9 protein-coding genes and 1 pseudogene are annotated in these 15,196 nt (G+C 61.9%); 7 read left to right on the top strand and 3 right to left on the bottom strand.

Annotation, left to right across the window (positions count from 1 at the left end):
- Positions 1-187 precede the first annotated feature (187 nt).
- A complete protein-coding gene (locus ACI2KS_RS14315) occupies positions 188-679 on the bottom strand; it encodes a GNAT family N-acetyltransferase (protein WP_404621236.1) in 492 nt (163 codons plus the stop codon).
- A gap of 602 nt (positions 680-1,281) precedes the next feature.
- On the opposite strand from ACI2KS_RS14315, the gene glgA reads away from it, so the two are divergent.
- From glgA to glgX, 6 genes are all read left to right on the top strand, one after another.
- Positions 1,282-2,868: a glycogen synthase GlgA gene (gene glgA, locus ACI2KS_RS14310; RefSeq protein ID WP_404621234.1), complete on the top strand. Its 1,587-nt coding sequence runs from the start codon at positions 1,282-1,284 to the stop codon at positions 2,866-2,868.
- Between the two features lie 27 nt (positions 2,869-2,895).
- Positions 2,896-4,707 carry a malto-oligosyltrehalose trehalohydrolase gene (gene treZ / locus ACI2KS_RS14305; protein ID WP_404621232.1) on the top strand — a complete coding sequence of 604 codons (1,812 nt, stop codon included), beginning with the start codon at positions 2,896-2,898 and terminating at the stop codon, positions 4,705-4,707.
- Positions 4,697-6,769, top strand: coding sequence for a 4-alpha-glucanotransferase (malQ, locus tag ACI2KS_RS14300; protein ID WP_404621230.1), 2,073 nt, complete (start codon positions 4,697-4,699; stop codon positions 6,767-6,769). The genes treZ and malQ overlap by 11 nt, the downstream gene beginning before the upstream one ends.
- Positions 6,766-9,564 carry a malto-oligosyltrehalose synthase gene (locus ACI2KS_RS14295; protein WP_404621228.1) on the top strand — a complete coding sequence of 933 codons (2,799 nt, stop codon included), beginning with the start codon at positions 6,766-6,768 and terminating at the stop codon, positions 9,562-9,564. The genes malQ and ACI2KS_RS14295 overlap by 4 nt, the downstream gene beginning before the upstream one ends.
- 17 nt (positions 9,565-9,581) lie before the next feature.
- Positions 9,582-10,007: a DUF2934 domain-containing protein gene (locus ACI2KS_RS14290; RefSeq protein WP_404621226.1), complete on the top strand. Its 426-nt coding sequence runs from the start codon at positions 9,582-9,584 to the stop codon at positions 10,005-10,007.
- Between the two features lie 177 nt (positions 10,008-10,184).
- Positions 10,185-12,368 carry a glycogen debranching protein GlgX gene (glgX, locus tag ACI2KS_RS14285; protein ID WP_404621224.1) on the top strand — a complete coding sequence of 728 codons (2,184 nt, stop codon included), beginning with the start codon at positions 10,185-10,187 and terminating at the stop codon, positions 12,366-12,368.
- Between the two features lie 139 nt (positions 12,369-12,507).
- Here glgX and ACI2KS_RS14280 read toward each other — a convergent pair whose 3' ends face one another.
- Together ACI2KS_RS14280 and ACI2KS_RS14275 are read right to left on the bottom strand one after the other, a co-directional pair.
- Positions 12,508-12,771 (bottom strand): hypothetical protein, encoded by a 264-nt coding sequence (locus tag ACI2KS_RS14280; protein WP_404621625.1) that lies wholly within the window; start codon positions 12,769-12,771, stop codon positions 12,508-12,510.
- Between the two features lie 294 nt (positions 12,772-13,065).
- A pseudogene (locus ACI2KS_RS14275) lies at positions 13,066-13,653 on the bottom strand (methyl-accepting chemotaxis protein); the annotation flags it as partial.
- Between the two features lie 533 nt (positions 13,654-14,186).
- Here ACI2KS_RS14275 and ACI2KS_RS14270 point away from each other — a divergent pair.
- Positions 14,187-15,116 carry a LysR substrate-binding domain-containing protein gene (locus tag ACI2KS_RS14270; RefSeq protein WP_404621222.1) on the top strand — a complete coding sequence of 310 codons (930 nt, stop codon included), beginning with the start codon at positions 14,187-14,189 and terminating at the stop codon, positions 15,114-15,116.
- Positions 15,117-15,196: the final 80 nt, after the last annotated feature.

Here is a 15,196-nt window from a genome sequence, read left to right as displayed (position 1 = left end):
AGGAAAAATCGCCGCCCCCTCTGTAGGAGTGAGCTTGCTCGCGATGCGCCCACTCAGACGACGCACTATTGGCCTTGCCACCGAAATCGCGAGCAAGCTCACTCCTACAGGGGATACAAGCTCACTGCTACAGGGGATAACAGCCTATCCCGTGACTGTGCATGCCGCCCAGCCGCTCGGACGAACCTTACAACGCCTTCTGCCAGAACAGCGCCCGGCCCATTTCGGGATCGAGTTGATAATCGCTGTAGCCCAGCTTGCGGTAGGCACCTTGTGCCGGGGCGTTGCCCTCCAGCACCTCCAGGGTGATCTTGCAGCAGCCGCGCTGACGGGCGATCTCCTCGACCTTGGTCAGCATCTTCTGGCTGATGCCCTGACCTCGGGCCGACGCAATGACTACCACATCATGGACATTGACCAGCGGTCGACAGGCGAAGGTGGAGAAACCTTCGAAGCAGTTGACCAGGCCGACCGGCTCGCCAGCGATGAACGCGAGCACGCTGAAGGCGTGAGGCCGCTTGGCCAGTTCGATTGCCAGCTGCTGGCGGGTGTCCAGCGCGAGCGACTCGCCACCACCCATGACGTCTTCGGCATAGTGATTGAGCAAAAAACCGATGGCTTGAGCGTGGACCGGATTGCTATAGCTGGCTTGCAGGACCAGAACCTCAGGGGCTTGCATTGACTTCCTCTACAACTCAGGGGGTATCAGGCAGCGGGTACAGGGCCCGGTTGCCGCGTGTGCTGGATTCTACCGTGGCCCGCACCAAAATATCCCGATACAGAAGTAGGAATTTTCTTGGTGCGCACAGGATTCGGTCTCTGCTGCACCGGGAAATGGCGCTGGCTCATCCTTCGTGACTGGCCAGTCGAAAAAAGGGCAGGCTTCGCGCCGTCCCCCGAGCTACACCTTGCGGATTGTCCAACAATCCGACCGGCGGTCATGAACCCTTTTTACCGGTGAACCGTGCGCCAGAACAGCGCATTCAGCGGTCAGGGAGTTTCTGTAGTGGCTGCGTTTGACTCCTACAAAAACGCGCCACACCGCATGCCAGACATTTCCGAGAAAAAAAGTCGAAACTTCTACAAATGCCCCGGGTCAGCACATTAGAGCGCCTATGCTATTGGTTGAAGCCCGAGCAGAGGCCGCTTTTCACCTTGTCCTTCACCATGCAGTCGGTAAATGGGTATCGATCTTGCGTAGGTCTTGTGTGCCTGGCCATAGGACATGGCCGATTACAACTAAGTGCTGTACCAACACTGCGTATCGAATGGGAGAGAACGATGATTAGTGCCGCTGTCAAAACCCAGAAGGGAGAGAGTTTTAATCAGCCGGCCAGCGAGCTGACCCATCTGCCGGTCTTCGCAACGACGAGCGCACCTTTGCTGCAACTGCCCCCTGTACAACCAGGCATGTCGATGGCCAACAGGAAGAAGATCCTGTTCGTGACGTCGGAAATGGCCGATCTGGTGAAAACCGGCGGTCTGGGTGATGTGTCTGCTGCACTGCCGCGCGCCATGCGCCACCTGCACGATGTACGCGTGCTGATTCCCGGCTATCCACAGGTCATCAATAGCGGTAACCCGATTCACATCATCAGTGAGCTCAGCGGGCATGCCGCGCTGCCTCCCTGCAAGATCGGCCGTATGGACATGAAAGACGGTCTGGTCATCTATGTGCTGATCTGCCCGGAACTGTATGAGCGCGAAGGCACGCCCTATGGCGACAATCACGGTCGCGACTGGTCGGACAACCACATCCGCTTTGCCCGTCTGGGTTTGGCAGCCGCCGACTTCGCCGCCGGTGCGGTGAAAACCCAGTGGTGCCCGGAACTGGTTCACGCCCATGACTGGCCTGCCGGCCTGGCGCCTGCCTACATGAAGTGGCGCGGTCAGAGCACGCCGACCATATTCACTATTCACAACCTGGCCTATCAGGGTTTTGTCAGCACCGCGTCGAGCCGCGAGCTGGGGATTCCGGACGAAGCGCTGGGCCCGGACGGCATGGAGTTCTATGGCCGCCTGTCGTTCATCAAGGCCGGTATGGCCTATGCCAGCCACATCACCACGGTCAGCGCGACCTACGCCAAGGAAATCACCACGGCGGACTTTGGTTGCGGTCTTGAAGGTTTCCTGCAGAGCAAGGCCAACCGCGGCCAGCTCAGCGGCATCCCCAACGGCATCGATGAAAGCTGGGATGCAGCCACCGATGAGCATCTGATCTGCCGTTTCGCGCCCAACGAGTGGACGCGCAAGGAAATCAACGCCGACCACGTGCGCGAGCTATTCGAGCTTGAGCCGTCCACCGGCCCGCTGTTCGCGGTGGTTTCCCGCCTGGTCTATCAAAAGGGCCTGGACCTGACCATCGGAGTTGCCGAACACATCGTCAACAACGGCGGCCAGATCGCGATCATCGGCCGTGGCGAGCCAGACGAAGAAGACGCCATGCGTGCTCTGGCGGCGCGCTTTCCGGGCCAGATCAGTGTGCGGGTCGGCTTCAACGAAACCGACGCCCGTCGCATGTTTGCCGGCAGCGACTTTCTGCTGATGCCATCGCGGTATGAGCCTTGCGGTCTGAGCCAGATGTATGCACAGCGCTTTGGATCGTTACCGGTGGCACGTCGTACCGGCGGGCTTGCCGACACCATCGAAGACGGCTGCACCGGTTTTCTGTTCGACGAGTCCACCGTGGAAAGCTACACCGAGGCGCTGACCCGTGCCTTCAACGTGTTCGCCAACCCGACACTGCTCAACGCCATGCGTTGCCGCGCCATGGCTGCCCCGTTCGACTGGCACAAGGCCGTTGAACCCTACGCCGACCTGTATCAGGAACTGCTGAAAAAGAACGTGGGTGCTGCGCTGCAATACTGATTCATGAACTGAAAAAAGGGGTAACGGATGCCTTCGCGCACGGATGAGAACTGGCGCCACGGCGCCGTCTTGCTGGACTCCGACCACACCCGGTTCGCCCTCTGGGCGCCGGATGCGAAACACGTGAGTGTCGAGATCGAAAATGGGCCTTCGCAGGCCCTGCTACCGCAAAAAGATGGCTGGTATGTTCTCGACGCACGCTGTCCGGCCGGCTCGCACTATCGCTACCGAATCGACCATAAACTCGACGTACCTGACCCGGCTTCCCGGGCTCAGGTCGACGACGTGCATGGCCATAGCCTGGTCGTCGATCCCGACGCCTATGCCTGGCAGCACAATGCCTGGCAAGGGCGCCCCTGGGCCGAAGCGGTCATTTACGAGCTGCATGTCGGCGCACTGGGTGGTTTTGCCGGTCTGGAGCAGCACCTGCAGCATTTGGTCGACACCGGCGTCACCGCCATCGAACTGATGCCCATCGCGCAGTTTCCCGGGACCCGCAACTGGGGTTACGACGGTGTCCTGCCCTATGCTCCGCAGTCCTCCTACGGCTCGCCGGAGCAACTCAAGCACCTGATCGATACGGCACATGGCCTGGGCCTGGCGGTCATTCTGGACGTGGTCTACAACCACTTCGGTCCCGATGGCAACTATCTGGGCGCCTACGCCAAGCATTTTTTCCGCAGTGACAAGAAAACCCCTTGGGGCGATGCCATCGATTTTCGCCGTCGCGAAGTCCGCGATTTCTTCATCGACAACGCCCTGATGTGGCTGCACGAGTACCGTTTCGACGGCCTGCGTTTTGACGCCGTACATGCCATCGAAGACGCGACCTTCCTTGAGGAGATGGCCGAACGGATTCGTCAGACAACGCCGGGGCGTCACATCTGGCTGATGCTGGAAAACGAGTTCAACGAAGCCAGACGCATCGATCAGGGCTATGACGCGCAGTGGAACGACGACGGCCACAACACCCTGCATGTATTGCTGACCGGCGAGACCGACGCCTACTACACCGATTTTGCCGAACAGCCGACGCACAAGCTGGCGCGCCTGCTCGGTGAGGGGTTCGTATACCAGGGCGAGGCCACGCGCCATGGGCACACCCGAGGGGAACCCAGCGCGCACCTGCCGCCCACTGCCTTCGTGCTGTTCCTGCAGAACCATGACCAGATCGGCAACCGCGCGCTGGGCGAGCGCCTTTCGCAGCTGTGCCCGCCGCAAGCCTTGCGCGCCGCCACTGCCCTGCTGCTGCTGTCGCCGATGATTCCCTTGATGTTCATGGGCGATGAGTGGGGCGCCAGCGAGCCGTTCCTGTTCTTCACTGACTTTCACGACGAACTGGCCGACGCGGTGCGCGAAGGTCGGCGTGGTGAATTCGCCGACTTCGCCGCCTTCGCCGACCCGGCCCAGCGCGAACGCATTCCCGATCCCAATGCTCTTGAAACCTTCAAGGCATCGCGCCCGGCGTTCGACGCGCTGCTGCTGGAGACCGACAAGGGCCAGGATCATCAAAGCTGGCTGGCCCTGTACCGCGAGCTGCTGCAGCTGCGTCGCGAGCACATCATCCCGCGTCTGCAAAGCGTCCAGGCGCTGGGTGCCCAGGTGCTGGCCGACAAGGCGGTCAGCGCCCTCTGGAAGATGGGCGACGGCAGCACACTGCGTATCGACCTCAACCTGGGGCCACACGCGGTGCAGATCGACGAGCACAGCGTGCAGCAGGTGGTTCACCAGTCTCATCCAAAATCGGCAGAACTTTCCCAACGCGGCAGCCTCAATCCATACACGGCCATTGTCAGCCTGATATTGAGTGACGTTGTGGAGGAACAGGATGAGCAATGAGCAACTGGAGATGCTGGCGGCCGAGGCAGGACTGTCGGTCGACTGGAAAGACGCCAATGCACGACCGCAGCGAGTCAGCCCCGAGGTCCTGCGCAAGGTCCTCGAGGGCCTGGGCTACCCCGCCGAAAACGATGAACAGATCAGCGCCAGCCTCAAGCGTCTGCAAGACCAGAGCCTGTCCACCACCCCGCCACCGCTGCTGACGGTCGACCACGGCAGCAACCTGGACTTGTCAGCCTGGTTCAAACCCGAAACGCCCTTTGTCATGGAGCTTGAAGACGGCTCGCGACTGGATGCCAGGCTGACAGCCAAAGCCGAGCTTCCCGCGCTGGCAACCGTGGGCTACCAGCAGCTGGCGATCGCCGGGCAGCACCTGACCATCGCGGTCGCCCCCAAGACTGCCTACACCCTGGCCATGGCCACCGGGGATCCGGTTCCACGCAGCTGGGGCCTGACCCTGCAGCTTTACTACCTGCGCCGTGACGGCGACGGTGGTTTCGGTGACACGCAGGCGCTGGAAACCTTTGCCCGCTCGGCTGGCGAACGCGGCGCGGCGGCCATCGCCATCAGCCCGGTACACGCCATGTTCGCCAGTGACAGCCAACGCTTCAGCCCCTACTCGCCTTCAAGCCGGCTGTTTCTCAACGCCCTGTATGCCGCGCCCGGCGCGATTCTCGGCGATCGCGCGGTGCGTACCGCCATCGAAGAGACCGGTCTTGGCGAAGAATTCAAGCGCCTGGAAGGTCTGCCGCTGATCGATTGGCCCGCGGCGGCGTCGGCCAAATGGAAGCTGTACCGCGCGCTGTACGCAGCGTTCATTGGCAGCGCCCATGCACTGCACGAAGACTTCAACAGCTTTCGCCACGCAGGCGGTGAGGCGCTGGAAAACCACTGCCGCTTCGAAGCCTTGCGGGACGAGGGCGACAAGCTGGGCATCGGCGGCAACTGGCATGAATGGCCTGAGCAGTATAAAAATCCACGCAGTGACGCAATCAAGGCATTCGCCCAGGACCACAGCGAGCAGATCGGCTTTCATGCCTTCGCCCAGTGGCTGATCGCCCGTGGGCTTGAACGTGCGCAGACCGCCGCGCGCGGCAGCGGCATGCGCGTCGGCCTGATCGGCGACCTGGCCGTGGGCGCAGACGGCGCGGGCAGTCAGGCATGGAGCCGCCAGGATGAGTTGCTCTCGGCACTGACGGTCGGCGCGCCGCCCGATATCCTCAACCGCTCGGGGCAGAGCTGGGGCATCTCGGCGTTTTCGCCCATGGGTCTGAAACGCAACGGCTTTCGCGCCTTCATCGAGATGCTCCGGGCCAATTTCGCCCACGCCGGCGGCCTGCGCATCGATCACGTCATGGGCCTGCAACGCCTGTGGGTGGTGCCGCTGGGCTCACCCGCCAGCGAAGGCGCCTATCTGAACTATCCGCTGGACGACATGCTGCGTCTGCTGTGCCTGGAGTCCTGGCGGCACAAGGCTGTGGTCCTGGGCGAGGATCTGGGTACGGTGCCCGAAGGCCTGCATGACAAACTCTCCGCCCGCGCCATCCTGGGCATGCGCGTGCTGCTGTTCGAACAGGACAACGCGCACTTCAAACCGATCATCAAATGGTCCGACGACGCGCTGGCAACCACCAGCACCCATGACCTGCCGACACTGACCGGCTGGCTCAGCGAGCTCGATATCGAGTGGAACAAGACCCTGGGCCACATCGACGCCGACACCGAGCGTGAATCGCGCGACAGCCGGGAGCGGGAGCGTCAGGGCCTGCGCAGCGCGTTGAAGCACAACTATCCCAGTGAGCGTAACGAGCACGACAGCGACATCATCGATGGCAGCGTGCGCTATCTGGGCCACACCCGTGCGCCCTTGGTCCTGTTGCCGATCGAGGACGCCCTGGGCATCGAGGAGCAGGCCAACCTGCCCGGCACCATCGACAGCCATCCCAACTGGCGCAGGCGCTTGCCCGGCGACTGCAGATTGCTGCTGGACAACGCCAATGCCGCAAGACGCCTGGAAATCCTTGCCGCAGCGCGCCTTCAGGCAGCGGAGCGTGACCAATGAGCACTTCGACAACCCCTGCGCTGAAGTCCTTACGTGCCACTCAGCGCCTGCAATTTCATAAAGACTTTACCCTCGACCATGCCACGCAGCTGGTGCCGTACTTCGCCAGACTGGGGATCAGCCATCTCTACGCCTCGCCGTTGCTGACGGCACGCGCCGGTTCCATGCACGGTTATGACGTGGTCGATCCGCGCCATATCAATCCGGAACTGGGCGGCGAGCCGGCGTTGAAGCGCCTGGTCAGTGAGTTGCGCAAGCACGGCATGGGGCTGATTCTGGACATCGTGTCCAACCACATGGCGGTCGGCGGCGCCGATAACCCCTGGTGGCTGGACCTGCTGGAGTGGGGTCAGCGCAGCCCGTACGCCAAGTTCTTCGACATCCAGTGGAACTCCCCGGACCCCTTGCTCAAGGGCCAGTTGTTGCTGCCGTTCTTGAGCACTGATTACGGCACCGTCCTGCAGAATGGCGACGTCGCACTGTGCTTCGACGCAGGCCAAGGCAGCTTCCGTGTCGAGCACTACCAGCATCATTTCCCGATCAATCCGGGCACCTATGCGCCGTTGCTCGAAGCTGCCGCAAGCCCGGAACTCGATGAACTGGCGCAGCGATTCGCCCAGCTGGACGACTATCCGCAGGCCTATGAGCGGGCGCGCCAGGCGAAGGCTGAGCTGTCGGACTTGCTCAAGGCCAAACCGGACTTGATCAAGGCAATAGAAAACGGCCTGAAGCAGTTCGACTCCCGCAAGCCCGAGGGTTTCGACAGACTCCATCAACTACTCGAACGCCAGGACTACCGCCTGGCCAGCTGGCGCACCGCCGGCGATGACATCAACTGGCGGCGCTTTTTCGACATCAATGAACTGGGCGGTCTGAAGGTCGAGCGCTCGCAGGTGTTCGAAGCGACCCACGGCAAGATCTTCGAACTGATCGCCGATGGCCTGGTAGACGGTCTGCGCATCGACCACATCGACGGCCTGGCCGACCCTCGAGGGTATTGCCGCAAGCTGCGTCGGCGGGTAGACAGCCTGCTGGGTCAGCGTCCGGCCGGCACGCAATTGTCCCACCTGCCGATCTTCGTGGAGAAGATCCTCGGCGCCGACGAGCAACTGCGCAAGGACTGGAACGTCGACGGCACCACCGGTTATGAATTCATGAACCAGGTGTCGCTGTTGCAGCACGATCCCAAGGGCGAAGCAGTCCTGGGAGAGCTCTGGAGCAGGGTCAGCGGACGTACCGCCGATTTTAATCTGGAGGTGCTGGAGGCGCGCGACCTGGTCTTGCATGGCACCCTGGCCGGCGACTTTGAAAACCTTGCCCAGGCACTGCTGCAAGTGGCGCGCAGCGACGTCATGAGCCGTGACCTGACGCTGGGCGCCATACGCCGGGCCCTGTTGGCGCTGGTCAGCAACTTCCCGGTGTATCGCACCTACATCACCGCCTGCGGCCGATCGGCAGAGGATGAGCGATTCTTCCAGCAGGCCATGACGGGCGCGCGTGCGATGCTCAGCGAAGGTGACTGGCCAGTGCTCGATCATCTGCAACGCTGGCTGGGCGGTGAGCGGTTGCGTGACTACCCGACCGGCCGCCTGCGCGAGATGCGGCGCAAGGCGCATAACCGCTTCCAGCAGCTGACCTCACCGGTGGCCGCCAAGTCGGTGGAAGACACCTCGTTCTATCGCTCGGCAGTGTTGCTGTCGCGCAACGATGTAGGCTTTCATCCGCAACATTTCAGTGCGCCGGTCGAGGCGTTTCACAAGGTCTGCATCGAGCGCGGTGCAAGCTTTCCCGACAACCTGCTGACCACGGCGACCCATGACCACAAGCGCGGAGAAGACACTCGCACGCGCCTGGCGGTGCTCAGCGAAAACGCCGGCTGGTATGCCGAACAGGTCGAGCGTTGGCAGCAGCTGTCCGCGCCCTTGAAACCGGCTGACAACCACATCAGCCCGGGCGACGAGCTGATGCTCTACCAGGCGATCCTGGGCAGCTGGCCACTGGGGCTGGAAGGCGACAGCGCGTTCGAGGAATACGCCAAACGGCTCACCCAGTGGCAGGAAAAAGCCCTGCGCGAAGCCAAATTGCAGAGCAGCTGGAGCGCTCCCAACGAGGCGTACGAAACGGCCTGTCGCGACTTCCTCCAGCAATTGCTGTTGAGCCCGGACACCGTCGCGCTGCGTCAGTCCATCGGTGCAACCGCCAATCGGATTGCCCCGGCTGGCGCCCTGAACAGTCTGGCGCAAACTTTGCTGAGAATGACTGCACCCGGCGTTCCTGATCTGTACCAGGGCACCGAGTTCTGGGACTTCAGTCTGGTGGATCCGGATAACCGCCGTCCCGTGGATTACCCGGCTCGCGAACGCGCGCTCGGTGATTCCACGCCGTTGCCCGAGCTACTTTCCCAATGGCAGGACGGACGGATCAAGCAGGCGTTGATCGCGCAGGTGCTCATGCTGCGCAATCAGCATCCGACCCTGTTCAGCAAGGGTCGCTATGAGGCGCTCGAGGTGGTCGGCGAACAGGCCGCGCACGTCGTGGCATTTGCCCGGGAAAGTGAGGGAAAGCGGGCTATTGTCGTGGTTCCACGTTTGCCGGCTGAACTATTGGGCACTGCGCAAACTCCATTCATCAACGCAGCAAATTGGGGCGATACAAGAATCATCCTGCCGTTCGCTGATTCAAATCCAAACTGGAAGGGACTTTTTGCACAGACTACAGTCACAACCAACAAGGAATTGTCGCTCAGCGCAGCGCTCAAGGAATTTTCCGTAAATCTGTTTATTCAAACCTTGTAATACCCGGGAGTGTCGAGATGAGTGCCGACGATAAAAGAATCAAAGAGCTTGCCCATCAGATTTGGGAGTCTGAGGGCGAACCCCATGGTCGCGATGCCGAGCATTGGGAAATGGCCCGCAAGCTGTTCGACGCCGAGTCCAAGGCGAAGAAAACCACCGCTACTGGCAAGTCCGCCAAGTCCAAGCTCGATGGCAAGGCCGAGCCCAAGCCTGCAGCGGTGAAACCGACTGCCAAAGCCGCAGCCAAGCCTGGCGCCAAAGCAGCAGAAAAACCGGCGGCAAAACCTGCAGCCAAGCCCACGAGCAAGGCGCCGGCCGCAGCAGCTGCCGAACCCAAGGTGGCCGCAAGCAGCGCCGCACCGGCCAAGCCTGGCAAATCCGCAGCCAAACCTGCGGCCAAGCCCGCCGCCAAGAAGCCTGCGGCCAAACCGCCGACGCCTTGATCGCTCGTCCTCCTGGACGAGGCATCACATCAGCGACATCAACCGCAGGGATCGCCTGAAAACGATCGGCCAGGCCTGCGGTTACCTCCTCCCTGTTTCTCGGTAATGGCGCAGTCCCAGTCTGCGACAAAGGCTTTGTTCGCCTTCAGGAAAATCATTCGAACGTCAGGAATACACATGAGCAAGCAAGAGAAAAAAACCACCCCCCAGAATGAATCCGAAAAGACGGACACCCCACAAGCCGCCTCGCGGATTCGTGAAGGCCTGCCCTTCCCGCTTGGCGCCAACTGGGACGGCCTTGGCGTCAACTTCGCGATTTTTTCGGCCAACGCGACCAAGGTCGAACTGTGCCTGTTCGATTCCACCGGCGAGACTGAACTCGAGCGCATCGAGCTGCCCGAATACACCGATGAAATCTTCCACGGCTACCTGCCTGACGCCCACCCGGGGCTGGTTTATGGCTATCGCGTGTATGGCCCTTACGACCCACAAAATGGCCATCGCTTCAACCACAACAAGTTGCTGATCGACCCCTATGCCAAACAACTGGTGGGCCAACTGAAGTGGTCCGAAGCGCTGTTTGGCTACACCATTGGCCACCCCGACGATGACCTGAGCTTCGATGAACGTGACAGCGCGCCGTTCGTGCCGAAAAGCAAAGTCATTGATCCTGCGTACACCTGGGGCCGCGATCAGCGGGTCAACGTGCCGTGGGAAAAAACCGTGTTCTACGAAACCCACACCCGTGGCTTCACCATGCGTCACCCCTCGGTACCGGATGATGTAAAAGGCACCTTTTCAGGCCTCATGGTCGATGACGTGATCCAGCACATCAAAGGGCTGGGCGTGACCTCGGTGGAATTGCTGCCCATTCACGCCTTCGTCAACGACCAGCATCTGCTGCAAAAAGGCATGACCAACTACTGGGGCTACAACACCATCGCCTTCTTTGCCCCGGACCCACGCTACCTGGCTCATGGCAAGATCGCCGAGTTCAAGGAGATGGTCGCGCACATGCACCATGCCGGGCTGGAAGTGATTCTGGACGTGGTCTACAACCACACTGCCGAAGGCAACGAACGCGGCCCGACCCTGTCCATGCGCGGCATCGACAACGCGTCCTACTATCGCCTGATGCCGGATGACAAGCGCTTCTACATCAACGATTCGGGCACCGGCAACACCCTGGACCTGAGCCACCCCTGCGTGCTGCAGATGGTCACCGACTCGCTGCGCTACTGGGCCAGTGAAATGCACGTGGATGGCTTCCGTTTCGACCTTGCGACCATTCTGGGGCGCTACCACGACGGCTTCGACGAACGTCACAGCTTCCTCGTGGCCTGCCGTCAGGACCCGGTATTGCGCCAGGTCAAGCTGATCGCCGAGCCGTGGGACTGCGGCCCGGGCGGTTATCAGGTCGGCAATTTCGCGCCGGGCTGGGCCGAGTGGAACGACAAGTTCCGCGACACCGTTCGCGCGTTCTGGAAAGGCGACGAGGGTCAGCTGGCCGACTTCGCCAATCGCATGACCGCCTCGGGCAACCTGTTCAACCAGCGTGGACGCCGGCCTTACTCGTCGGTCAACTTCATCACCGCCCACGACGGTTTCACCCTGCATGATCTGGTGTCGTACAACGACAAGCACAACGAAGACAACGACGAGAACAATCAGGACGGCAGCAACGACAACCGCTCCTGGAACCACGGCGTCGAAGGGCCGACCGACGACCCGGAAATCAACGCCCTGCGCCTGCGCCAGATGCGCAATTTCTTCGCCACCCTGCTGTTTGCCCAAGGCACACCGATGATGGTCGCCGGCGATGAATTCGCCCGTACTCAGCATGGCAACAACAACGCCTACTGTCAGGACAGCGAGATCGGCTGGGTCAACTGGGACCTGGACGAGGATGGCAAGGCGCTGCTCAAGTTCGTCAAGCGTCTGATCAAGCTGCGTCAGGCCTACCCGATCCTGCGCCGCGGGCGTTTCCTGGTCGGCGATTACAACGAGGAACTGGGGGTCAAGGACGTGACCTGGCTGTCACCGAATGGCGAGGAGATGACCATTGAGCAATGGGAAGATGCCAATGCCCGCTGCCTGGGCATGCTCATGGATGGCCGCGCGCAGGAAACCGGCATCCGACGTCGCGGTTCGGAAGTTACCCTGTTGCTGTTGGTCAACTCTCATCATGAAGGGGTCAACTTCAAGTTGCCGCAGGTGCCGGAGGGCGTCAACTGGACCTGCCTGATCGACACCAACAACCCCGACGTGCGTGGCAAGGAGCATTTCGATTTCGGCAGCGAATACACCGTCACGGAGCGCTCGTTGCTGCTGTTCGAACTGCAGAAGGAAGATCAGGCCTAAGGCGCTCTGCGCACTTTGGGGACCGTGCTCTTGTGGTTTTGCACTGATCTGTAGCAGCACGGCTTGGCGGCGCTAGCGATCTTCAGGACGCCACCGCCGGCAAGCCGGACTGATACAAGGGCTTGGGAGATGAATCAGCTCACAACAACGCCGACAACCTCACATCGGCTGCCAGCACGCGGTGCAGCTGTCCGTTGGCGGCGAAGATCGGAACCGACACCGTGACGCAAAAGGCGTCGGTTGCCGAGGAGCGGTAGACCGGGGTGATGTAACTGGCCAGTTGCTCGGCTACCTCGCGAAACCACGGCCTCTGCGCCCAGTTGCGGCCCTTGCAGCTGGGCGCCTTGCTGTCTTTTTCCAGCGCGACGTTTTCGCTGATCTGCACGCCATTGCGGTCGACCATGTAAAACAGCTCGAAGCGCTGATCGCGTAGCAGCGTGTCGTGCATGAAGCGCTCGGCCGTCTGCGGGTCACTCTGCATCGCCGCCTCGCCCCCCAGGCGTTCGACACTGGCCTGAATCGCCTTGTGCATCTGCAAACGAAAGCCGCCCAGCCCGTTGAGCAGGTGATCGCCGCTGGTTCGCACCGCGTCGCTGTGGGTCAGCACCTTGCCCGCATTACCCAGCAACTCGGCAGCCACGCCGGCGATGTTTTGCACGTCGCGGTTGATGGCGTGCACGGCAATGCCAATGTGCTCGGTGCCCGAGGCGATATGGCCGACCCGTTGATCCAGCTGATCCATGGCCGACTGGGTGCTGAGCAAATCCTGGCCCATGCGGGTCATGCCTTGACGACCATCGGCGACCGCCGCGTGCATGGTCTTGCCAGCGGCACCCAACTGATCCATGTCGGCGCGGAAACGTTCAATGATCTGACTGACCCGGGTTGTCGATTCGGTGGTATGCCCGGCCAGGCGCCGGACCTCATCGGCGACCACGGCAAAGCCGCGTCCATGCTCCCCGGCGCGCGCAGCCTCGATGGCTGCGTTGAGCGCCAGCAAGTTGGTCTGTTGAGAGATGCTGGCGATCACGCCCAGGACCTGACTGACTTCTTCGAGTTGACCGAACAACTGGCCGATGACCTGCTCCAGCTTCTGCTCGCTGGCGCCGATGGCATCGACCTGGTCCAGCACCTGCTCGCCGGTGGTCTGGCACTGGCGCAGGGTCAACGTGACCTCGCTGGACAACTTCGCCACCTGAGCGGCGCCGGGCACCAGCTCAGTGTCCAGCGAGGTGCTGACTTGCTCACTGGCACTGGTAATCAGCTCCGAGGCCTGGGCCAGCATCTGTCCGCTGTGCTCGGTGACCCGGGCAATGCGCGCAAGCTCGGGCGCATGGGCGGCGATGTCCACCGAAGCTGCCAGGCTTTCAGCCAGCCGCTGGTGCAAGACCTTGCTGAACCCGTTAAGCCGGGTATTCAGCGGGGAGTGCTCGGACAGTTGCACTGTCAGGTCCAGATCATCGAACAGCAGGTTCAGCGCATCATCGTCTTGAGCCCGGCGTTTGTTGGCGCGCAGTGAAAACATTCGGCATCTCCCTCCGTGTGAGCCATGAACGCTGCAAGCACAGTGCCACCACCGACCGCCCTTGTGGGCCGCAGTACCTGAGCGCAAGGCCGAGCTGAAAATGCCCGCTTTGCAGCGTGCGCCGGTACTGCCCGGTTTTTTTGGTGCACTGATCCCCACGGTGAAGGACGGCAGTGCGTGTAGACTGCGCCGCGCCGGTACCCCCATCGCATCGGCAACGCGATACCCCACCCCGCGCACCGCCGCTGCACTCATGAGTCGGCAGAGGTGTCCAGCGCTTATGGAGCCGAGCCTTGGAACTACGCCAGCTGCGTTACTTCGTCAAAATCGTCCAGCTCGGCAGCCTTGGCCGGGCGGCGCTGGAACTGGATGTCGGCGTTTCAGCGCTCAGCCAGCAAATCGCCAAGCTTGAAAGCGAGTTGAGCACGCGTCTGCTCAACCGCAGCACGACCGGCGTCACTGCTACCAGCGCCGGCCTTGCGTTCCTGCACCATGCGCAACTTACGCTGCGCCAGGCCGACAACGCCGTGCTGGCGGCCCACCGCGCACGCATGAGCGGCTACGTCAGCGTCGGCCTACCGCCGACCACCGCAACGGTGCTGGCCTTGCCGCTGATCAATGCCATGCGCGAGCGCTACCCAGACATCCAGCTGCACCTGGTGGAAATGCTCTCCGGGCATCTGGCCGCGCAGCTCAATGCACGGCAGATTGATTTGGCGATCCTGTTCCAGCTTGAGGGTGGCAAGCGTTGGAGTGTCACCCCGCTGCTGGACGAAAAACTGTTCGTCATCGCCTCGCCGTCGCTGGCCGATGCGCCCCAGGGCGACAGCGTCTACCTGGCCGAACTGGGGCAGTTGCCGCTGGTTGCACCCAGCGCCCAGCACGGGCTGCGTTCGACCTTGATGACCGCCTTCGAGCGAGCCGGGGTGGTGCCCAACATCATCATGGAAGTCGACGGCCTGGCCGTGCTGATGAATGCCGTACGCGCCGGCCACGCGGCAACCATCCAGCCGGGCGCCGCGGCTGCACTCAAAGGCGAATCGGGCCTGTCGCTGGTGCAGATCGCCGACAGCCATGTTGGCCGACGCAATCTTCTGGCGACGCTGGCCGAGGACGAACTGTCGCCCGCGGCGCTGGCAACCCGGGTGGTGATCACCGATGTCGCGCGGCAGTTGGTGGGCAGCCAGCAATGGCCAGGGGCGACCTGGATCGGCGAGGGGTGAACGCCATAAAACCTGTAGGAGTGAGCTTGCTCGTGATGCGTCATTCCAGTCGCCGCCGTGGCCGACTGTCATATCCCATC

Source organism: Pseudomonas sp. NPDC087358 (assembly GCF_044900785.1).
GTDB lineage: Bacteria > Pseudomonadota > Gammaproteobacteria > Pseudomonadales > Pseudomonadaceae > Aquipseudomonas.
The sequence above is the reverse complement of the archived record's forward strand: the minus strand, read 5'-3'. Positions and strand labels throughout refer to the sequence as shown.

Bases quoted from the DNA above. Each gene is read 5' to 3' on its own strand.
- ACI2KS_RS14315 (WP_404621236.1), bottom strand. From the start codon at position 679: ATGCAAGCCCCTGAGGTTCTGGTCCTGCAAGCCAGCTATAGCAATCCG.
- glgA (WP_404621234.1), top strand. From the start codon at position 1,282: ATGATTAGTGCCGCTGTCAAAACCCAGAAGGGAGAGAGTTTTAATCAG.
- treZ (WP_404621232.1), top strand. From the start codon at position 2,896: ATGCCTTCGCGCACGGATGAGAACTGGCGCCACGGCGCCGTCTTGCTG.
- malQ (WP_404621230.1), top strand. From the start codon at position 4,697: ATGAGCAATGAGCAACTGGAGATGCTGGCGGCCGAGGCAGGACTGTCG.
- ACI2KS_RS14295 (WP_404621228.1), top strand. From the start codon at position 6,766: ATGAGCACTTCGACAACCCCTGCGCTGAAGTCCTTACGTGCCACTCAG.
- ACI2KS_RS14290 (WP_404621226.1), top strand. From the start codon at position 9,582: ATGAGTGCCGACGATAAAAGAATCAAAGAGCTTGCCCATCAGATTTGG.
- glgX (WP_404621224.1), top strand. From the start codon at position 10,185: ATGAGCAAGCAAGAGAAAAAAACCACCCCCCAGAATGAATCCGAAAAG.
- ACI2KS_RS14280 (WP_404621625.1), bottom strand. From the start codon at position 12,771: ATGGTCGACCGCAATGGCGTGCAGATCAGCGAAAACGTCGCGCTGGAA.